Here is a 20941-nt window from a genome sequence, read left to right as displayed (position 1 = left end):
AACAACCGCGCGGTAGTATAAATGCAAGCCTGATGCATTGATATAGCCGTCATCTTTCCTGGCGATAAGGAGGTCGCGATTTATGGCATTCGGGCACTGGCAGATTGGACTGCATATTCAGCAAGATAGCGTTTTCATCGTCGCATTAACCCCAGGCAGAACAGGGTGGGCGCTACGCCGTTGGTGGCACATCCCGTTACCATTGGGCACAGTTGAAAACGGGCAGCTTAAAGCTCCACAACAGTTGTTGACCACGCTCTTACCGTGGCGAAAATCGTTACCGCAGCGCCACCGAGTACGGCTGGCATTTCCGGCAGCGCGCACATTGCAGCGTAAACTCCCCCGCCCGGCAATGGCCTTGCGGGAAGACGAACTGGCAAGCTGGGTTTCTCACGCCATGGCGCGTGAACTTGAAATGGCAGCGGCAGATTTGCGTTTCGACTATACCGAAGATTCACTGGCGCAGGCCTATAGCGTGACGGCGGCGCAGCATAAAGACGTGGCCGAAATGCTGGAACTGGCAACCTCTCTGCACCTGAATTTGACCTCCCTGACGCCTGATGCCTGCGCGTTACAGCATCTTGTCCCTTTTTTACCGCCTCCGGCACGTTGTCTTATTTGGGAAGGCGACGCGCAATGGCTGTGGGCAACGCGCACCGGATGGGGGCGCCGGTCGCACGAAGATCAGCCCACCGTAAACGCGCTAAGCGCAAGCCTCGGGCTGGACATTGCCGACGTTGCGCTATGCACCGCGGCAACGCCTGAGTTTGACCCCTGGAGCGTCCTTGTGCAGCGGCAACCGCCTTTACCGCCAAATGGCATGCGTTTCGCGGTAGCGATTGGCCTGGCCCTGGGAGCGGTTCGCTAATGGAACAGATGATCAACCTGCTGCCCTGGCGAGAACAGCGACAACAGGCATGTCGGCGCTTTTGGGGGCAACTGCTGGCGTATGCTGTGGGCCTGATGGCGCTGATTACCCTGGGGTGTCAGGTAAAGGCGGGCCAGGACAAGCAGATCGCTACGTTGTGGCTGCAATCTGACGCGCAGATGCTGTCAGCGCTTAAGGCAAAACAGCCGCATTTCCAGGCGCAACACCAGTTGTGGTTAAAGCAGCAGGCCAGAATGCAGCGGCACAACCAGACCCGCCAATGGCAGCAGCGGCTGGCAGAACTGGCGGAAAAAATGCCCGACAGCGCCTGGCTTACGGAGGTGCATTTTCAGCAAGGGCAACTCAGCGTGTCGGGGATTGCCAGAACGTTTCAGTCATTAAGCGAACTGGAGCAGGCGCTGGACACGACCGCCGGTTTTCGTCTTCGCCAAACCGGTTCGACCGGGCGAGATGCGCAAGGGCGCTGGCAGTTTCACTATCAGCTTAATAAGGAAGATGAGCATGCCGCGCAGCCTTGAACTCTGGTACGCCCTCTCGCCAGCAACCCGTGCCGGGTACGGATTATTGCTTATGGTTCTTCTCCTGCTTGCGGTGTGGTGGTGGCAGATTCAGCCCATAACGCGTGAACAAACGGCACGGGAGCAACAATATCTTGTGCAGCAGGCGGCATTGCAGGAAAGCTGGCGAGAGATCCTGGCCCTTAAACCACCGGAGATAGCGCATGCTCAAGCAGATATCCCAAAGGCCTTTTCACCGCTGGATTTTCATACTCCTGATGCCCAACTGATTGGCTGGCGTCCTGCCCATCGGGGGGGCGAGATGGTGCTGGAGGCGCAGTGGGTATCGATTCCCCGGACGTTTTCCTGGCTTGCCGAACGGCAAATGCTCGCACCTGCTTTTTCCATCACCGCGCAGGACAAGGCGCTGCGTTTTGTGCTCCAGGTGGAGAGCGATGATGGCGGCTAAACGCATCGCAGCGTCATGTTTGCTGGTGCTAATGCTGGCGGGTATGCGTGATCCTTTCAAACCGCCTCCCGATCGCTGCATGGTCAGTCAGCTTGCGCTTTGGCATTACCAGGGTGTGGTAAGCATGGCTCAGGCCGCGACAGGGATTGTGCGCGATCCCGCCGGCAGATGGCGACGCGTGCAGAAGGGGGAAACGCTTACGGGAGGCTGGCGCGTGGTGGAATTTAATAAAGAAGAGATGCGCATCGCGACAGGGGAAGGTTGTGAACCCGCGCACTGGCGCTGGAAACGAGAAGGATCTCAGCATGAAAAGAACAGCAGTGGTGGCCCTTTGCCTCAGTAGCCTGGCGGCGAGCGCGGCAACACCCGCCCCCGTGACATTAATGGTAGATGATGTTCCCGTCACCCAGGTCCTACAGGCACTTGCCGGGCAGGAAAAACATAATCTGGTGATCTCGCCGGACGTCAGCGGGACACTCTCCTTGCATCTTGTCGATGTTCCCTGGAAGCAGGCGCTGAACACGGTGATTGCCAGCGCAGGGCTGACACTACGCAGAGAGGGCAACATCCTGTATGTGCATTCCGCAAGCTGGCAACAGCAACAGTACGATGCGCGTGAGGCGGCGCTGGAAAAGCAAAAACAGAGTCTGCCGCTGGAAGAGCGTAGCCTGACGCTGCGTTATGCGCAGGCCAGTGAGTTGGCAAAGGCTGGCGAAAAGCTCCTTGGGCCAAAAGGAACGATCACGGTAGACAATCGGCTCAACCGGCTGTTGCTTCGCGATCATAAGGCCTCGCTTAACGTACTGGAAAAGTGGGTTGCGCAGATGGATTTGCCCGTTGAACAGGTTGAACTGGCCGCACATATTGTCACCATAAATGAAAAGAGTTTGCGTGAACTCGGCGTGAAATGGGGGCTGGGGGAGGCGACAAAGCCCGGAAAACGCGGGCAGGTGTCATCGCTTTCAAGCGATCTGTCGGTTGAAAGTGCCAGCACCCGGGTCGGTTTTAATATCGGCAGTATTAACGGGCGGTTGTTGGATATTGAGTTATCCGCACTGGAACAAAAACAGCAACTGGAGATCATCGCCAGTCCACGATTACTGGCCTCTCACATGCAGCCTGCCAGCATTAAACAAGGCAGTGAAATCCCATACCAGGTCTCCAGCGGCGAAAGCGGCGCAACGTCGGTGGAATTTAAAGAAGCGGTGCTGGGTATGGAGGTGACGCCGACCGTGCTGCCTGATAGCCGTGTGCGTCTCAAGTTGCGTATTACCCAGAACATGCCGGGTCAGGTGCTCCAGCAGGCTGATGGCGAGGTACTGGCGATTGATAAACAGGAGATTGAAACCCAGGTCGAAATAAAAAGCGGTGATACCCTGGCGCTGGGAGGCATTTTCTCACAAAAGAATAAGCTCGGTTCCGACAGTGTACCAATTTTAGGGGGGATACCCTGGTTTGGCCGACTGTTTCGTCATGATGGTAAAGATAATGAGCGCCGTGAACTGGTGGTCTTTATTACACCAAGGCTCGTGCCAGTTCGTTGATCGATACATATTCTGTATCGCTTTTTCTGCCTAACTCGCTACAGGTGTTTGACGTGAGAGATGATTTAGCTTACAAGGAGTACCGATTTGAGCGTCAGCTATCTCCGTCTTACCATAAGTAGTGTTAACGTCTGGTCGGCAATTTATTCAGTTGCCAAACCAGTCTCAGTACTGAGATAATTTTTGGTCTGACTCTCGCACTATCGCATATGAGGTTTCAGTTCATGTCCGGCTTCGCACGGTGTCTACGGAGCGGATTTATCATCAACGAATAGTCTTAGTAGTACCGAAAAAATGGCAGAGAAACGCAATATCTTTCTGGTTGGGCCTATGGGTGCCGGCAAAAGCACTATTGGGCGTCAGTTAGCTCAACAACTCAATATGGAATTTTACGATTCTGATCAAGAGATTGAGAAGCGAACCGGAGCTGATGTGGGCTGGGTCTTCGATGTAGAAGGTGAAGAAGGTTTCCGCGATCGCGAAGAAAAAATCATTAACGAGCTAACGGAAAAACAGGGAATTGTACTGGCAACCGGTGGTGGCTCTGTGAAGTCTCGCGAAACCCGTAATCGTCTCTCCGCCCGTGGCGTAGTGGTTTATCTGGAAACCACTATCGAGAAGCAGCTGGCTCGTACTCAACGTGACAAAAAACGTCCGCTTTTACAGGTGGAAACGCCGCCGCGTGAAGTGCTGGAAGCGCTGGCTGATGAACGCAATCCGCTGTATGAAGAGATTGCCGACGTTACCATTCGCACAGACGATCAGAGCGCGAAAGTCGTCGCAAACCAGATTATTCACATGCTGGAAAGCAACTAATTCTGGCGTAATACACAGGCCTGCGGGTTTAAGCAAATAAGGTGGATGTCGCGTCATGGAGAGGATCACAGTCACTCTCGGGGATCGTAGTTACCCTATCACCATCGCGGCTGGTTTGTTCGACGATCCAGCTTCCTTCTCGCCCCTGAAATCCGGTGACCAGGTCATGCTGGTCACTAATGAAACGCTGGCTCCACTCTATCTCGACAAGATTCGCCATGTCCTTGAAAAGGCCGGTATCAAAGTCGATAGCGTGGTTTTACCCGATGGTGAGCAGTATAAAAGCCTGACGGTGCTGGACTCGGTTTTCACTGCGCTTTTGCAAAAACCTCACGGTCGTGACACAACACTTGTCGCGTTGGGTGGCGGTGTAGTGGGCGATCTGACCGGTTTTGCCGCAGCCAGCTATCAGCGTGGCGTGCGTTTCATTCAGGTCCCCACAACGTTGCTTTCGCAGGTCGACTCTTCTGTTGGCGGCAAAACGGCGGTAAACCATCCACTGGGCAAAAACATGATTGGCGCGTTCTATCAGCCAGCCTCGGTGGTGGTGGATCTCGACTGCCTGAAAACGCTGCCTGCGCGTGAACTTTCCTCTGGTCTCGCCGAAGTTATCAAATACGGCATCATCCTTGATGGCGCTTTTTTTGACTGGCTTGAGCAAAATCTGGACGCGCTGTTGCGTCTGGATGGCCCGGCAATGGCGTACTGTATTCGCCGTTGTTGTGAGCTGAAAGCCGAAGTTGTGGCGGCTGACGAGCGGGAAACAGGCTTACGTGCTTTACTGAATTTGGGGCATACCTTTGGGCATGCCATTGAAGCCGAGATGGGTTACGGCAACTGGTTGCATGGTGAAGCAGTCGCTGCTGGAATGGTGATGGCAGCACGTGCCTCCGAGCGCCTTGGGCAGTTCAGTAAAGATGATACCCAACGCATTATTACCCTGCTTGAGCGCGCAGGTCTGCCGGTTCATGGACCGAAGGAAATGACCGCACAGGCATATATCCCGCACATGCTGCGTGACAAAAAAGTTCTGGCCGGCGAGCTACGTTTGGTGCTCCCGCTGGCAATAGGGAAAAGCGAAGTTCGTGGCGGAGTGTCACAAGACGTTGTACTTGGCGCTATTGCTGATTGTCAGCAGGCGTAATTTATTAGAAAGGTCTTGCTGCGCGTGCGTGGCGTTTAACTTCGGGCGAATGCAATTGTTGTTAGCATGAGCCTTTGAGTGGGGTGTTAAATGGATGAATTCAAACCAGAAGACGAGCTGAAACCCGATCCCAGCGATCGTCGTACTGGTCGTTCTCGTCAATCTTCTGAACGTGTTGATGAGCCGCAGATCAATTTTGATGATGTTGAACTTGATGCTGACGAGCGTCGCCCTTCGAGAACACGTAAGACGCGCGATGATCGCGAAGAATACGCAGAAGAAGATTATGAAGCGGAAGAAAACTCACTGGACGAGGAGCGCGCAGAGCGTCGCCCACGTAAGCGTAAAAAAGCCGCCGCCGCAAAACCTGCATCACGTCAGTACGTGATGATGGGGGTCGGTGTTCTGGTGCTGCTGCTGCTGATTGTCGGCATCGGTTCCGCATTGAAAGCCCCTTCCAGCAACAGTACGGCCCAACAGAGTTCATCTGGCAGTAAAAACATCGACCTTTCGGGGAACGGTGGTACTGCCGATCAGGCTAACGCTACTCAGCCCGCGCCGGGCACCACCTCTGCAGAACAAACTGCGGGTGCTGCACAGCCGACGACGGGCAATGGCAATGGAGCGCAGGATATTTCCCTGCCGCCCATCTCCTCTACGCCTTCTCAAAGCCAGGCACCTGCAACCACGGGTGCCCAGCAGCGTCTTGAAGTGCAGGGTGATTTGAACAACGCGCTCACTTCGCCGCAAAACCAGGCGCAGATCAACAACGCGGTGGCAAACAGCACGCTGCCGACGGAACCTGCAACCGTTGCGCCAGTACGTAACGGCGGCGGGAATGCGACTCATACCGCAGCAACCGCAGAAAACCATACGGCAACGACTCGCCCGGAACACAAACAAGCGGTTGTCGAACCGAAACCACAGCAGCAGGTTAAACCGCCGGTGGTGAAGGCAGAGCCGAAAGCAGTTGTTCAGGCTCCGGCAGCGCAACCGAAAGTTGTGACCTCTGAGCCGGTCAAAGCGCCGACCGTGGCCGCGACGACGCCGAAAGCGACAACCAGCACGACTGCACCTGCGGCACCGGCAGCTACTGCTGCTGCACCTGCAGCCAGCGCGAGCGTGGCGACGGGTAACGTGGGCTCACTGAAATCTGCGCCAGCCGACCATTACACGCTGCAGTTGAGCAGTTCTTCTAATTACAACAACCTGAATGCCTGGGCCAAAAAAGAAAATCTGAAAAACTTTGTGGTTTATCAGACAACACGTAATGGTCAGCCGTGGTATGTATTGGTCAGCGGTGTGTATGCCTCTAAGGATGATGCAAAACGCGCTGTTGCTGCACTGCCATCAGATGTTCAGGCTAAGAACCCGTGGGCCAAGCCTATTCATCAGGTACAGGCCGACCTGAAATAATTTCACGTCACAACATCATTCAGGCAGGCCACACCCAGGCCTTGCCTGAATGATAACGTGTATAAAGCGCAGGATGCTGTCGGAGCTGTCTCCACAGCCGGAGAGAGTGTAATCAATCATCCAGCATGAAAAAAAATCGCGCTTTTCTGAAATGGGCAGGGGGAAAGTACCCTCTGCTTGCCGATATTGAACGACATTTGCCAAAAGGCGAATGCCTGATCGAACCCTTCGTTGGTGCTGGCTCGGTATTTCTCAATACTTCATTTTCCCGTTACATTCTTGCGGATATCAACAGCGATCTGATTGGCCTTTATAACATCGTCAAAGAACGCGCGGATGAATATGTTCAGGGCGCGCGGGAGCTCTTTACGCCTGCGACGAACCAGTCGGAAACTTATTATCAGTTGCGCACTGAGTTTAACCAGAGCCAGGATCTTTTCCGGCGCGCGCTGTTATTCTTGTACCTTAACCGCCACGGCTATAACGGCCTGTGTCGTTACAATCTGCGCGGCGAATTTAACGTACCCTTTGGCCGCTACAAAAAACCGTACTTCCCGGAAGCTGAGTTGTACCATTTCGCGGAAAAGGCGCAAAATGCCTTCTTCTATTGCGAATCCTATGCCGAGAGCATGGCGCGTGCGGATGCGAATTCGGTGGTCTATTGCGATCCGCCTTATGCTCCGCTCTCAGCCACGGCGAACTTTACGGCGTACCATACGAATAGCTTTACCCTGGAGCAACAGGCCCATCTGGCGGCCATTGCCGAGAGCCTTGTAAATAACCGGATCCCGGTACTGATTTCCAACCACGACACCGCGCTGACGCGTGAGTGGTATAGCCAGGCGAAACTGCACGTTGTGAAAGTACGACGCAGTATCAGCAGCAACGGTGGGACACGTAAAAAGGTGGATGAACTGCTGGCGCTCTATCGCCCGGCAACTGTCTGAGCCAGAGCGGCTTCGCCGTCAGAAATGCGTTTGTCTACACCCTGTAAAATGAATGTAGATTCTTCTCAAGGAGATGCGGATGACACAGTATTTGATCGCCCCCTCGATTCTGTCGGCTGATTTTGCCCGTTTGGGTGAAGACACTGCCAGTGCGCTGGCTGCCGGTGCAGATGTGGTTCACTTCGATGTAATGGACAACCACTATGTACCGAACCTGACCATTGGACCGATGGTACTGAAATCGCTGCGTAAGTACGGTATTACGGCGCCGATTGACGTGCATCTGATGGTGAAACCGGTTGATCGTCTGGTGCCGGATTTCGCCGCCGCCGGGGCAAGCATTATTACGTTCCATCCGGAAGCTTCTGAGCATGTTGATCGTACGCTGCAATTGATCAAAGAGAACGGCTGTAAAGCCGGTCTGGTCTTTAACCCTGCCACGCCGCTGAGTTATCTGGACTATGTCATGGATAAGCTGGATGTCATTTTGCTGATGTCAGTGAACCCTGGCTTCGGCGGTCAATCCTTCATTCCACATACGCTTGATAAACTGCGCGAAGTGCGCCGTCGGATTGATGAATCCGGTTTGGATATTCGCCTGGAAGTGGATGGCGGTGTGAAGGTCAGCAACATCGCTGAAATAGCTGCCGCAGGTGCAGATATGTTTGTGGCGGGCTCGGCGATTTTTGATCAGCCGGATTACAAAAAAGTCATTGATGAAATGCGCAGTGAATTGGCAAAGGTAAGTCATGGATAAAATGCAGGTAATTCGTGGGATAGCCTTTGACCTCGACGGTACGCTGGTGGACAGCGCGCCGGGGCTGGCGGCAGCGGTAGATAACGCATTATATGCGCTGGAACTGCCTCAGGCGGGTGAAGATCGGGTCATCACCTGGATTGGTAATGGCGCAGATGTGCTGATGTCACGCGCTCTGACCTGGTCGCTGCAGGAGCGCAACGCGCAACGCGCTGCGTCCGGTAAACCAGCGATTAACCATGCGGATATTCCACAGGAAGAGCAGGCCGTGATGCTGCGTAAGCTGTTTGACCGCTACTACGCTGAGTCGGTGGAAGAGGGCAGTTTTCTGTTCCCTGATGTGGCCCATACGCTGGCTGCACTGCACGAAAAAGGTTTCCCGCTGGCGCTGGTCACCAACAAGCCTACGCCATTTGTTGCCCCGCTCCTTGAAACGCTGGGTATTGCGCGCTATTTCAGCGTGGTCATCGGTGGTGATGACGTAAAAAACAAAAAGCCGCATCCGGAACCGCTGCTGTTGGTGGCGGAAAAGCTGGGTCTGGCACCGAACGAATTGCTGTTCGTTGGCGATTCTCGTAATGATATTCTCGCCGCCCAGGCTGCTGGCTGTTGCTCTGTCGGCATGACCTATGGTTACAATTACGGCGAAGCCATTACATTGAGTGAGCCGGACTACGTGTACGACCGCTTCAACGAACTACTGCCCGCACTTGGGCTCCCGCACAGTGAAAATCAGGACGTGAAACATGACTAAACCCATCGTATTTAGTGGCGCACAGCCTTCAGGTGAATTGACCATTGGTAACTACATGGGTGCGCTGCGTCAGTGGGTAAACATGCAGGATGACTACCATTGCATCTATTGCATCGTTGACCTGCATGCCATCACTGCGCGTCAGGATCCTGAAAAACTGCGCAAAGCGACCCTGGACACGCTGGCGCTCTATCTGGCATGCGGTATCGATCCTGAGAAAAGTACCATTTTCGTTCAGTCACACGTGCCGGAACATGCACAGTTGGGATGGGCGCTGAATTGCTACACCTATTTCGGCGAACTGAGCCGTATGACCCAGTTCAAGGATAAATCAGCGCGTTACTCCGAAAACATTAACGCCGGTCTGTTCGATTATCCGGTACTGATGGCGGCGGATATTCTGTTGTACCAGACCAATCAGGTTCCGGTCGGCGAAGACCAGAAACAGCACCTGGAGCTGAGCCGCGACATCGCCCAGCGTTTTAACGCGATCTACGGCGACGTCTTTAAAGTGCCGGAGCCGTTCATTCCGAAATCCGGCGCGCGCGTGATGTCCCTGCTGGAACCGACGAAGAAAATGTCCAAGTCTGACGATAACCGCAATAACGTTATCGGCCTGCTGGAAGATCCGAAATCGGTGGTGAAGAAAATCAAACGTGCGATGACCGACGGTGACGAGCCACCGGTCGTGCGTTACGACATCCAGAACAAAGCGGGCGTTTCTAACCTGCTGGATATTCTCTCTGCCGTAACCGGCCAGAGCATTCCGGAACTGGAGCAGCACTTCGAAGGCAAAATGTATGGTCATCTGAAAGGCGAAGTCGCGGACGCCGTGTCCGGTATGTTGACTGAGCTGCAGGCGCGTTATCACCGCTATCGCGATGACGAAGCGTTTTTGCAGAAGATCATGAAAGAGGGCGCGGAAAAAGCCAGCGCCCGTGCGTCTGAAACGCTGAAAAAAGTCTACGAAGCTATTGGGTTCGTGGCGAAGCCGTAAGTCCGTCGGTGCGTATGTTCCCCTCTCCCCAATGGGGTGAGGGGATCGACTGTGCAGGATGGATCCGGATGGTTGTCCGAATAAGACGTTTACGCCGCATCCGGGATCTCTTACCTACGCGTGCTGGTTATCAATTGTTAGCGTAATACGGTTCGCGCGACAGAAAAGTTCGGAAACATGGACCGGTTTACTGTTTTGATCGAAGGCGATTTTGCTGATGCGAAACAGCGGCTCGCCCAGTTCGCACTTAAGCCACTGCACCTGTGAACGGGTGGCGGCGAAAATATCGATCGTCTTTTTGTCGCTCACTACCCGCGTGTCAAAATGTTTTTGAAATAGCTGATAGGTTGATTCTCCCTCGCTGTAATACGCGTCAAATTGCGGATAGCGTGACAGCGGGATCCATGAGCTGTCGATAAATAGCGGTTCCTTGTCCAGATACATCACCCGGCTTAAGTGGAAAACTTCACTGTTACCCGGAATGTTCAGCTTTTCGCAAAACGGCGCGGCAGAGATACGCGCCTGTTCAATCACCTTTTCTTTCGTCGGTTTGCCCTGCGAGACGCCAAAATCGGTAAAGCCGCTGACGGTCAGCAAGGCATTTTCCACCTTCTGGCTTTGTACAAACGTTCCTTTCCCCTGCCAGCGAATCAACACCCCATCTGCCACCAGATCGCTTATGGCCTTGCGGATCGTGATCCTGCTGACGTTGTACTGCGCGCACAGTTCACTTTCGGTGGGGATCTGTTGCCCGGCTTTGTAGACGCCCTGGGCAATGTCATCCAGCAGGCGCTGGCGAACCGTGGCGTAGAGCAGTTGGTGAGAATAGCGGTCCGTAGCTGGCATGGCTCAACCCTGAAAAGAATGGAATAGGGGAATTATAGGGTTGTTTATCAGCGAGTAACAGAGCGCTGGCATGATGCGGCTCATGCCAGCACAGTATTACCATGCGCCATGGTATTGAATGGTACGCGCCGCGCTGAATGTACCCTGCTCCATCGCCACAGTCAGCGGCCTGCCGCAGGCCACAGCGCAGAGGAAGCCTGCAATAAACGAGTCCCCTGCGCCCATGGTATCGATGACATCAACGCAAGCCGCGGCCTGGCGGTAAAACTGCTCGCCATCCCAGGCGATGCTGCCATTTTCACCCAACGTGACGACAGCGATGCCTGCGCCGTGCGCAACTATCGCCTGCATTCGCTCCCTTAACGCCGTCTCCTCCTGCGGCGCCGAGGCGAAGGCAAAATCGAGATGCGGCGGCAGGGTTTGCCAGAGCGGGCTGTCCCATTTATCGGCAAAGTCAAAAGCCGTCAGCTTGCCCGCCGCATGTAGCCGGGGAAAGGCGCTTTCAGCGTGGCCCCAGATAGCGGAGTGAATAATGTCATAGCCATCAAGCCAGGCAAAATCACTCTCCTGCAGAGTGAAATCTGCCATGACACCTTCGGTATAGTCGCCCAGCACCCGATCATTACCTTTCAGCTCTACCTGCGTTTGCGCGGTGACGCCGCGTTTGACATGCACATGGCTGGTATCGACCCCCATCTTTGCCAGGTCGTCCTTTAACATCCGACCATATTCGTCTTCGCCAACCCATGTCACGCAGCCAGGCCGCATGCCGTAACGGGTGCTGTAAACCGCCACATTCACCGCATTGCCGCCGGAAAAGGCTTTACCGAGATGCGGATAGATGTCGACACAGTTATCGCCAATGGTCGCCAGCCGTTTCATGCGCTTTCCTCCGGCAGCAACGCGCGAAAGCGCTCCAGTGCCTGACGGGCAAAGAGACGCGGCTCGTTCATGTACATGGTCACCAGCTCGATCGTGCAATAACCGTTGTAGCCGCTGGCGATAACATCGCGCATCAGCTCCCGCAGCGGCATTTTGCCTTCACCGGGGATATAGTGGCTGTCGCTTGCGCCGTCGCTGTCGACGATATGCAAATGGCGAAGTTTATTCCCCAACTTATTGAAGTAACTCATCACTGGTTCGCCTTGCACCCAGGGGGCGCAGATGTCAATCATGCTGTACAGGCGTGGCGAGGGGACAAGCGAGAAAGCGCGTAGCACGTCATTGGCATTGCAGACCACGTTGGACTCATAGGGCGTAAGCGGTTCGAGCACCAGATCCATCTCAATGTCCTGCGCATACTCGCACAGTTCATGCAGGTTATCGGCCAGACGCTGCCAGATTACATCCGGTGTGGTCAGATAGCCGGCATGGGCAGCGGAAATCAATGTGAAGCCTGCGCCCATCTCTTTGGCCATATCCATCGCCAGTTTGATCATATCCAGGCTTTCGCGGCGCATCCGTTCATCGCCCAGCATCATATTCCACGGGTAGCCGTTGGTCTCTGGCGTGTAGCCGATAATGGGCAACTGGTATGTGCGGGCGAGTGCTTTGATTTGCTTAATCCCGCCCGCTTTCAAATCGGGGGCGAAAGCGTGGGGACGCCCGCCCCACAATTCGATACCGTCATAGCCCAGTTCATGCGCGTCGCGAAACGCCTCTTCCACCGGTAAACGCTGGTGACCGCAGGTAAACATGCCTGTTTTCATTGCTCTGCTCCTTTTAAGGAAAACCGGCCCGGTCGGGCCGGATAGCGAAATCAATACTCCACAAGGCCGCCGTAATAGCGACGATCATCCGGGTTGTGATCTTTGTAAATCGACAGGTAGTAGCAGAGCCACTCCATCGGCACGAACATCAAGAAGGGTGCCAGCCATGGGTGCAGGCCCTGGGCAATGTCGGCGTAATCAATCACGATGACGTTATCGGTACGCTCTTTGACGAAACGGATGGCACGCTCAGTGGTGTGGCGGCTTTCGTCATTGCCGAGCAGGAACAGGAAGGGGACGCCGGGCTCCACCACTTCAAGCGGGCCGTGGCGGAATTCCCCGCTCTCAATAACCGAGCCGTGTGTCCAGGTAAACTCCATCAGGGTAACAATCCCTTCCTTGTAGCCCAGCGGGCGCAGCGGGCCGGCGGAAACGGTATAGATCATCGGCCATGAGCTTGCCTGCTCGCCAAGCTGACGACCTTTCTCTTCCCAGTTACGCACCAGGTAGCCCAGTGCCTGCGGCAGTTTCTGCAGATCGGTTTTGATTTTGCCGATTTCCGCATGCGGCGCGAGGCGGGTCACCATCTCCAGTACCACGCTGTAGCAGAGCAGCAGATGGATTTCCCAGATGCAGTCGGCCTGGTAGTCCACAACATACTCCACCGGGACGGTGATCGGGCTGTCCGGTTTTTTAGTAAAGGCAGCGGTCAGTGCGCCACAGGCACACCCTAGCTCCAGCGCTTTAATGACCTCTTCGGTTTTGCCGTAATCCGACACCCCTATCACCGCACAGCGGTTGTCCAGGCGGTGCGGAGTGTTATCGCAAAACTCCCAGCCAGACATCGCGTAAACCTGTAAATCGGAATAACGATCCGCAAGATGCTTCGCCGTTTGCGCAGCGTTGAGCGGCGAACCACAGGCCACGAAATAGATCCGGTCAATGCCGCGACGCAGCATTTCATCAACGATGCCGTGAACGCGGGGAACATCCTGTTGCAGAACTTTCTCCACTTCCGACACCATATTTTCGGTAACCAGGAAATCCACGGTGCTTTTATCAATATCCAACATGTAACGTTTCTCCAGACGGGTTTACGAAAGTGCGGCCAGCCGACGATTGCGCTTTTCCCAGAAGGCATAAGCGGGCAGACCGGTGGCGATAACGATCAGGGCGCAGATCAGACCAGGAATGGGCGCCCAGACAAAGGTAGAGGCGACGAGGATCAGGCTTGAGCAGATGGCAAGGAACGTCATCAGGCCAAACAGAGGCGTGCGCCAGAGCGGTTTGTAGTCGTCGCGTTTGCGACACCAGATAATCGAGCCGAAGGTGAGGGTGTTTTTGAAGCACATCACCAACGTGAAGTAGCCGAGCAGGCTGGTCAGATCGGAGACGAAGATGAAGAAGATCCCGAGCGCTCCCTGCAAAATAATTGATACATCCGGGGTGTTGTATTTCGGGTGAACATGGGCGAAGCATTTGAAAAACAGCTTGTCCTTCGCCATCGCATACTCCAGACGCGGTTGGTACATCACGCAACTGGAAAGCGAGCCAAGAATAACGATCATCGCAGTGATCGCCACGAAGATGCCCGCCATGCTGCCCAGCGCCGGAATATAGGTCAGGGCGTCGGAGATGGGCGTTTCGGAGGCCGCCAGTTTTTCAAAAGGCATCAGACCGGAAATAACCAGCGCCAGCAGGGAGTAGAGCACCAGAACCAGCAGGCACGAGCCAATCAATGCGCGCGGCATGGTCTTGCCGGGGTTTTTGATTTCGCCGGTCATATAGCAGATGGAGGCCATACCGGTATAAGACCAACTGGTGGCCGATACGCCCGCCAGCAGTGCCATAATGCCGGAGGCCGCAGTAACGGTGGCCGTAGTTGCTGGCGCGGCGAAGTTATCGGTTTTGAACCAGAAAATGCCAATGCCGATAACGATGGTGAAGGGAATAATCTTGGCGATGGTGATCAGCGTCTGGAAGGCGGCGCCGCCTTCGACGGAGCGCAGATGCAGCAGCATAAACATGATGATTAACGCCGTTGCCACCAGCTTGCCAGTGAGCGGATCGAGCGGCATCAGGAAGCCGAGATTACTGACCACCGCCAGCGCCATAATCGATAATGAGGGGGCATCGTTGGCCCAGAAGCTGGCCCAGCCGGAGAGAAAGGCCAGCGGACGGCTGCCCGCATTTTTCAGATAAATATAATCCGCGCCGTTTTCAGGGTAGGCGGTTGAGAGTTCGGCGTAGACACACATTTGTGGAATGACGATCAGACCGCCAATCACAAAGGCGAGTACGGTTAACCACGGCGATCCTGCCGCTTTTGCAACTTCTCCCACTGAAACGAAAATACCGGAACCGACGGTTGTCCCGACGGCGATAGCGAGCACGGCCCAGAAGCCGAGCTTGCGTTGAAGTTCCTGGCTTTCCATATCAATACCTTTCTTAGAATGTTGTATGTAGGGTCAAAAGGGTGTCGCCTGAAATCCGCCGACAGCCAACGGCTTGTTTCAATATATGACGACACATAATCAATATAACAACACATGATGAATTGTATTGGCGAGAGAGATCACAAATTTGCGACGAGAGAGCAATTGTGATGCTATATTATGTTTAACTTCTTGATTTTAATATTTAAAAAATACGAATGGGTTCCGGGATCATGGAGTCGGGCTGCCGGGACTCCCGGATGCGGCGCAAGCGCCTATCCGGGTTACCTCTGCGAAATGACTAACCTGTGGAAGGAAATGTTAAAACCACTTTAGCTTGTCGCGCAGGCCGACGACGCGGCCAACGATGATAAGCGCCGGGCTGTCTACCTGCCGGGCCAGTTCACCCAGCTCCGTCAAAGCTCCGCTGACGACACGCTGTTTTACCGAGGTGCCGTTTTCTACCAGCGCGACGGGCATATCTGCCTGCATGCCGTGCTCAATCAATTTTTCCTGAATGGTCGCCGCCTGGTTCAGCCCCATATAGAAGACCAGCGTCTGTTTTTCTGCCGCCAGATTTGCCCAGTCCAGTTCGCCGCCGGTTTTTAAATGCCCCGTGACCAGGCGTACGCTCTGGGCATAATCCCTGTGGGTTAACGGAATGCCGGAGTAAGCAGAACACCCTGAGGCTGCGGTAATGCCTGGGACAACCGAAAAGGGAATGCCTGCATGGCACAGGGTTTCCAGCTCTTCACCGCCGCGTCCGAAGATAAACGGATCGCCCCCTTTCAGGCGCACTACACGTTTGCCCTGTTGCGCTTCGTGCAGCAGAATCTGATTAATCTCTTCCTGCGGCACACAGTGATAACCCGCGCGTTTGCCAACAAACACCCGGTCGGCATCGCGACGTACCAGATTCATGATTTCATCTGAGACCAGGCGGTCATACACCACCACGTCGGCCTGCTGGATTTGTTGTAACCCTTTGAGCGTCAACAAACCGGCGTCGCCCGGGCCTGCGCCGACCAGCACCACTTCGCCACGATGATCCAGCGGCTCGGCAAGCAGTTGCCCGGTAATGGCTTCAACAGCCGGAGAATCCTGATTTGCCAGCGACTGTGCGAGACGGTCATTAACAAACAGTTTTTCCCAGAAGCGGCGGCGTTCGGCAACGCTGGCAAAGTGTTCTTTTACGCGGCGACGCAGTTTGCCAGCATAGCTGGCAACGTACCCAAGATGCTGGGGAAGAACCGATTCAAGTTTTTCACGCAGCAGACGCGCCAGCACCGGAGAGGTACCGCCGGAAGAGACGGCAACCATCAATGGAGAACGGTCAATAATCGAGGGCATGATAAAGCTCGCCTGCTTCGGCGCATCCACCACGTTACAGAAGATACGGCGGGATTCCGCCGCGTCGCTGACCTGCTGGTTAACCGCTTCATCATCGGTCGCGGCAATCACCAGCCAGCAAGGGTCGAGCAGGCGCTCGTCGAAACCGCCTTCTACCAGCGTCAGCATCCCTTCGTTAGCCCACACATGAAACTGGGGAACGAAGGTGAGTGAGTTAACGGTAAGCCGTGCACCAGCATCCATCAAAAGTCGGGCTTTACGTTCGGCAACATCCCCGCCGCCGACCAGCAGGCAGGCGCGGTCGCGTAATTGACAAAAAATGGGTAAATGGTCCACGACATCACCTCAAATACACATCATTCTGCGAGCCGCAGGTGCGTTGCCTGCGGCTCGAATTATTTGTGTCTTTATTAATGGGTTGTTATTGGTTGGCTCTTCGCTGTCTGGGTTGCAGACGGACGCTCCGCTTTCGGCGTAGCATACCAGTAACCCAGGCCCATAAACACGGCACCGGAGAAAGTATTGCCCAGGGTTACCCACAACAGGTTATGACCAATTCCAGAGAGGGTATACGCTTCGCTGTGGTGACCAAACCACGAGAGGGCAAACAACGTCATGTTGGCAACGGAGTGCTCGTAGCCAGAGGCGATAAAGGCCAGCAGACACCACCAGATGGCGAGGAACTTTGCGGCGCCTTCGGTACGAATCGCCATCCAGATTGCCAGGCAAACCAGCCAGTTACACAGCGCGCCTTTAAAGAACAGCACGCCTGCGGGCGCGTTGGTTTTGGCCAGTGCAACGGTATGCACAAGGCTGGTATCCAGCGGCAGTAAGCTACCACCACCCCAGTTATACAGCAGCGCAACCAGAACGGAACCTAACAGATTACCCAGCCAGGTTTGCGGCAGAATGGTCCACATCTGGCCCTGAGTGATGGTGCCTGCTTTCACACCGAGAGTCAGGAACATGGTATGGCCGGTAAAGAGTTCGGACCCTGCGATGATAACCAGTGTTAAGGCGATACCGAAGGTTGCGCCCATCACCAGCGGACGCACTGACGGGTCAAGTAAGTTACCGAGGGTAAAAATCAAAATAATCCCTAAGCCCACATAAGCGCCAGCCATAGCGGAGCTTATCCAGAAACCCACAGGATTATTTGTCGAGAGGCGTGAAATGCGCGCAGCGTTAGCCGCACACTTATTAATCGTGTCTGTAAACATAGTGTTGATTACCCAAAGTTAAAAAAGAAAAAGGTTTAAAAAGTGGGGGCATTGCACCCCCACTGAAAATTACGCTTTAAGTTGCACCACACCGTCTTTTACACGGGCGTCGAAATGGTCGACAGAACGGCTTTCATCTTCAAGGCACATGCCGTCACGCAGGCGGAAACGCTGTTTTTTCAGCGGGCTGGCGACCCACAGCTCCCCGTTGTGCTCGGCAATCAGGCCGCGCGACAGCACGCTTGCCTGAAAGAACGGGTCGATATTGCTGATCGCGTAAACCTGGTCATCGTGACGTGGGCGGAAAATGGCCACCTGTTTGCCATTCAGCAGGGCACAGACGCCGGTTGCCGGGACGATATCGTCAATTTTGCAGATAGTGTTCCACTGGCTCATACGGTTTCCTCCACCATTTTGACCGGGATGCGTTCATATGGCGTTGCCGGACGATGTTGCTCGCGTTCTGCCACAACCTGAACGTTCGGGTCGCGTTTGTCGCTGTTGATAAAGTGTTTGAAGCGAACCTGTGCCTGCGGGTTGTTGACGGTTTCTGTCCATTCGCAGATAACGGCGTCGCGCAGGCGCGCCATTTCGGCTTCAAGCTGGTCGTTCAGACCCAGTTTGTTGTCGATGATGACGCTTTTGAGGTAAGCGATGCCGCCTTCCAGATTATCCAGCCAGGAGGCCGTACGGGTCAGTTTGTCGGCCGTGCGGATATAGAACATCATGAAACGGTCGAGGTATTTGAGCAGGGTTTCACGGTCGAGATCCGCCGCCAGCAAATCCGCATGGCGTGGTTTCATCCCGCCGTTGCCGCAAACATACAGGTTCCAGCCTTTTTCAGTAGCGATAATGCCTACATCTTTACCCTGTGCTTCGGCACATTCACGGGTACAGCCGGAAACGCCAAACTTCATTTTGTGCGGAGTGCGGATGCCTTTGTAGCGGTTTTCCAGCTCAACGCCGAAGCCCACGCTGTCCCCCACGCCGTAGCGGCACCAGGTGCTGCCCACGCAGGTTTTCGCCATTCGCAGCGCTTTAGCATACGCGTGACCCGTTTCGAAGCCTGCTTCAATCAACTGACGCCAGATTTCCGGCAGATCGTCTTTCTGCGCACCAAACAAGCCAATACGCTGTGAGCCGGTGATTTTGGTGTAGAGATTAAATTCGCGGGCGATACGGCCTACTTCCATCAGCCCTTCCGGGGTGATTTCGCCACCGGCAGAGCGCGGGATAACGGAGTAGGTGCCGTCTTTCTGGATGTTTGCCAGGAAGTTGTCGTTGGTATCCTGCAGCGGCGTGTGCTGCGGTTTCAGAATGTATTCGTTCCAGCAGGAGGCCAGCAGAGAACCCACGGTTGGTTTACACACTTCACAACCGTAGCCTTTGCCATATTTCGCCAGCAACTCGTCGAAAGATTTAATGCCTTCAACGCGAATCAGGTGATAGAGCTCCTGACGGGAGTAGGCGAAATGTTCACACAGGTTATTGGTGACTTCGATGCCCTGTTTCGCCAGCTCGGCGTTCAACACCTGGGTGACCAGCGGAATACAGCCGCCGCAGCCAGTACCGGCTTTGGTTTCTGCTTTCAGTGCGGCAACGGTGTGGCAGCCTTTGTTGATGGCGGCGACCAGCATGCCTTTGGTGACGTCGAAGCAGGAACAGATTTGTGCGCTGTCCGGCAGTTTATCCACGCCGATAGACGGTTTGCCGCTACTGGCGTGTGCTGGCAGGATCAAGGCATCCGGGTTTTCCGGTAGTTCGATAGCATTCAGCACCAGTTGCAACAGGTTGCCGAAGTCGCTGGTGTCACCCACCAGTACCGCGCCGAGCAGGGTTTTGTTGTCAGGGCTAACGATAAGGCGTTTGTAGACTTCTTTGCTTTCGTCGAGGTAAACGTAGCTACGTGCGCCCGGCGTGCGACCATGCGCATCGCCGATACCGCCAACGTCCACGCCCAGCAGTTTCAGCTTGGCGCTCATGTCTGCACCCGCAAAGGCGTTAGCATTGCCGAGGATATGGTCCACGGCGACCTGCGCCATTTTGTAGCCCGGTGCGACCAGACCGTACACATGGCTATTCCAGCTCGCACATTCGCCAATCGCGTAGATATCCGGATCAGAGGTCTGACAGGTGTCGTTAATCACGATACCGCCACGCTGCGCGACATCCAGCCCACATTGGGTCGCCAGTTTGTCGCGCGGGCGAATACCGGTTGAGAAGACGATAAAGTCGACTTCCAGCTCGGTACCGTCGGCAAAGCGCATGGTTTTACGCGCGCTTGTCCCTTCCTGGACGATCTCTTTGGTGTTTTTGCTGGTGTGCACACGCACACCCATGCTTTCGATCTTGCGTTTAAGCTGTTCACCGCCCATCTGATCGAGCTGTTCAGCCATCAGCATGGGAGCAAATTCAATAACGTGCGTTTCAACGCCGAGGTTTTTAAGTGCGCCGGCGGCTTCCAGACCGAGCAGGCCACCGCCGACCACCGCACCACGTTTGCTGCGACGAGCGCAGGATTCAATGGCGTTGAGGTCTTCAATGGTGCGGTAAACAAAGCAATCCTGGGTTTCGGAGCCTTTAATGGGCGGGATCCATGGGTAAGAGCCAGTCGCCATGATCAGTTTGTCATAATAGACGGTACGACCGGCGCTGGAGTGGATCACTTTCTCCTGGCGGTTGATGGTAATCGCACGTTCGCCAACGAGAACGTTAACGCCGTGCTTTTCGTAGTAACCTTCACGTACCAGCGACAGTTCTTCCGCAGTATGATGCGAAAAGTAGGAAGACAGGTGAACGCGATCGTAGGCTTTACGGGGTTCTTCACAAAAAACGGTAATATCGAACTGGCTGGCATCTGCTTTATCGAGGAGATCCTCAATAAAACGGTGGCCGACCATGCCGTTACCGATTATAGCGAGTTTGACTTTGCTCATTTTTGCCTCGATTTCTTTTCTATTACTGCCTACCTTAACGATTCAGCCTCGGCACTTATTGATGCAGGTCAAATACATCTTCACCTACCACTTAATGGGTAGATAATTGATTTTGATGGTTTTTTATAAGTCGCGGATCTGTCAGGCTTTTCAGAATTGTGGAAATTGTGTACAAAAAAAGATGTGAATTTATGGCAATTGCCTGAAACAACGTT

The 20941-nt window shown here is 54.5% G+C and carries 21 protein-coding genes; 12 read left to right on the top strand and 9 right to left on the bottom strand.

All coding sequences use genetic code 11. The features are described from left to right. Positions 1-82: 82 nt before the first annotated feature. The 12 genes from ABIB59_RS24360 to trpS all read left to right on the top strand — a co-directional run bounded on the left by ABIB59_RS24360 (position 83) and on the right by trpS (position 10230). Entirely contained in the window at positions 83-868 is a 786-nt protein-coding gene (locus ABIB59_RS24360) for a type IV pilus biogenesis protein PilM (protein ID WP_354037359.1), read from the top strand. Beyond that, entirely contained in the window at positions 868-1407 is a 540-nt protein-coding gene (locus tag ABIB59_RS24355; protein WP_079497007.1) for a PilN domain-containing protein, read from the top strand. The genes ABIB59_RS24360 and ABIB59_RS24355 overlap by 1 nt, the downstream gene beginning before the upstream one ends. Next, positions 1391-1855, top strand: a complete 465-nt coding sequence (locus tag ABIB59_RS24350) for a HofO family protein (RefSeq protein WP_169038741.1) — start codon at positions 1391-1393, stop codon at positions 1853-1855. Before ABIB59_RS24355 ends, ABIB59_RS24350 begins: the two co-directional genes overlap by 17 nt. Next, positions 1842-2198 carry a HofP DNA utilization family protein gene (locus ABIB59_RS24345; RefSeq protein WP_354037357.1) on the top strand — a complete coding sequence of 119 codons (357 nt, stop codon included), beginning with the start codon at positions 1842-1844 and terminating at the stop codon, positions 2196-2198. Before ABIB59_RS24350 ends, ABIB59_RS24345 begins: the two co-directional genes overlap by 14 nt. Further along, complete coding sequence (hofQ, locus tag ABIB59_RS24340; protein ID WP_110295377.1) at positions 2161-3399, top strand: DNA uptake porin HofQ; 1239 nt, start codon at positions 2161-2163, stop codon at positions 3397-3399. Before ABIB59_RS24345 ends, hofQ begins: the two co-directional genes overlap by 38 nt. Before the next feature lie 294 nt (positions 3400-3693). Next, positions 3694-4215 carry a shikimate kinase AroK gene (aroK, locus tag ABIB59_RS24335; RefSeq protein WP_035892101.1) on the top strand — a complete coding sequence of 174 codons (522 nt, stop codon included), beginning with the start codon at positions 3694-3696 and terminating at the stop codon, positions 4213-4215. Positions 4216-4270: 55 nt separating this feature from the next. Continuing rightward, the gene (aroB, locus tag ABIB59_RS24330) at positions 4271-5359 is read left to right on the top strand and encodes a 3-dehydroquinate synthase (RefSeq protein WP_071194942.1); all 1089 of its coding nucleotides are present in this window, start codon (positions 4271-4273) and stop codon (positions 5357-5359) included. Between the two features lie 90 nt (positions 5360-5449). Next, entirely contained in the window at positions 5450-6775 is a 1326-nt protein-coding gene (damX, locus tag ABIB59_RS24325) for a cell division protein DamX (RefSeq protein WP_354037354.1), read from the top strand. 125 nt (positions 6776-6900) lie between these two features. Beyond that, complete coding sequence (dam, locus tag ABIB59_RS24320) at positions 6901-7722, top strand: adenine-specific DNA-methyltransferase (RefSeq protein WP_041851393.1); 822 nt, start codon at positions 6901-6903, stop codon at positions 7720-7722. 79 nt (positions 7723-7801) lie between these two features. Continuing rightward, positions 7802-8479: a ribulose-phosphate 3-epimerase gene (rpe, locus tag ABIB59_RS24315; RefSeq protein ID WP_041851394.1), complete on the top strand. Its 678-nt coding sequence runs from the start codon at positions 7802-7804 to the stop codon at positions 8477-8479. Continuing rightward, positions 8472-9233, top strand: a complete 762-nt coding sequence (gene gph / locus ABIB59_RS24310; protein WP_107223560.1) for a phosphoglycolate phosphatase — start codon at positions 8472-8474, stop codon at positions 9231-9233. The genes rpe and gph overlap by 8 nt, the downstream gene beginning before the upstream one ends. Next, positions 9226-10230 (top strand): tryptophan--tRNA ligase, encoded by a 1005-nt coding sequence (gene trpS / locus ABIB59_RS24305; protein WP_041851396.1) that lies wholly within the window; start codon positions 9226-9228, stop codon positions 10228-10230. Before gph ends, trpS begins: the two co-directional genes overlap by 8 nt. Positions 10231-10344: 114 nt before the next feature. On the opposite strand, the gene ABIB59_RS24300 is transcribed toward trpS, so the two are convergent. From ABIB59_RS24300 to nirB, 9 genes are all read right to left on the bottom strand, one after another. Then, positions 10345-11076, bottom strand: a complete 732-nt coding sequence (locus tag ABIB59_RS24300; protein ID WP_041851397.1) for a GntR family transcriptional regulator — start codon at positions 11074-11076, stop codon at positions 10345-10347. Positions 11077-11172: 96 nt separating this feature from the next. Then, on the bottom strand, positions 11173-11958 hold the full coding sequence (gene frlD, locus ABIB59_RS24295) for a fructoselysine 6-kinase (protein WP_354037351.1): 786 nt from the start codon (positions 11956-11958) through the stop codon (positions 11173-11175). Continuing rightward, a complete protein-coding gene (frlC, locus tag ABIB59_RS24290) occupies positions 11955-12785 on the bottom strand; it encodes a fructoselysine 3-epimerase (RefSeq protein WP_071194939.1) in 831 nt (276 codons plus the stop codon). The genes frlD and frlC overlap by 4 nt, the downstream gene beginning before the upstream one ends. A 50-nt stretch (positions 12786-12835) precedes the next feature. Then, on the bottom strand, positions 12836-13858 hold the full coding sequence (frlB, locus tag ABIB59_RS24285) for a fructoselysine 6-phosphate deglycase (protein WP_354037348.1): 1023 nt from the start codon (positions 13856-13858) through the stop codon (positions 12836-12838). A gap of 21 nt (positions 13859-13879) precedes the next feature. Beyond that, positions 13880-15220 (bottom strand): fructoselysine/psicoselysine transporter FrlA, encoded by a 1341-nt coding sequence (frlA, locus tag ABIB59_RS24280; RefSeq protein WP_041851401.1) that lies wholly within the window; start codon positions 15218-15220, stop codon positions 13880-13882. Between the two features lie 321 nt (positions 15221-15541). Then, the gene (gene cysG, locus ABIB59_RS24275; protein ID WP_079497015.1) at positions 15542-16906 is read right to left on the bottom strand and encodes a siroheme synthase CysG; all 1365 of its coding nucleotides are present in this window, start codon (positions 16904-16906) and stop codon (positions 15542-15544) included. A gap of 74 nt (positions 16907-16980) precedes the next feature. Then, positions 16981-17790 carry a nitrite transporter NirC gene (nirC, locus tag ABIB59_RS24270; protein WP_079497016.1) on the bottom strand — a complete coding sequence of 270 codons (810 nt, stop codon included), beginning with the start codon at positions 17788-17790 and terminating at the stop codon, positions 16981-16983. Between the two features lie 69 nt (positions 17791-17859). Beyond that, a complete protein-coding gene (nirD, locus tag ABIB59_RS24265; RefSeq protein WP_041851404.1) occupies positions 17860-18186 on the bottom strand; it encodes a nitrite reductase small subunit NirD in 327 nt (108 codons plus the stop codon). Beyond that, on the bottom strand, positions 18183-20726 hold the full coding sequence (nirB, locus tag ABIB59_RS24260; protein WP_041851405.1) for a nitrite reductase large subunit NirB: 2544 nt from the start codon (positions 20724-20726) through the stop codon (positions 18183-18185). The genes nirD and nirB overlap by 4 nt, the downstream gene beginning before the upstream one ends. Positions 20727-20941 lie beyond the last annotated feature (215 nt).

This window comes from Citrobacter sp. UYEF32 (assembly GCF_040546205.1).
GTDB lineage: Bacteria > Pseudomonadota > Gammaproteobacteria > Enterobacterales > Enterobacteriaceae > Phytobacter > Phytobacter diazotrophicus.
The sequence above is the reverse complement of the archived record's forward strand: the minus strand, read 5'-3'. Positions and strand labels throughout refer to the sequence as shown.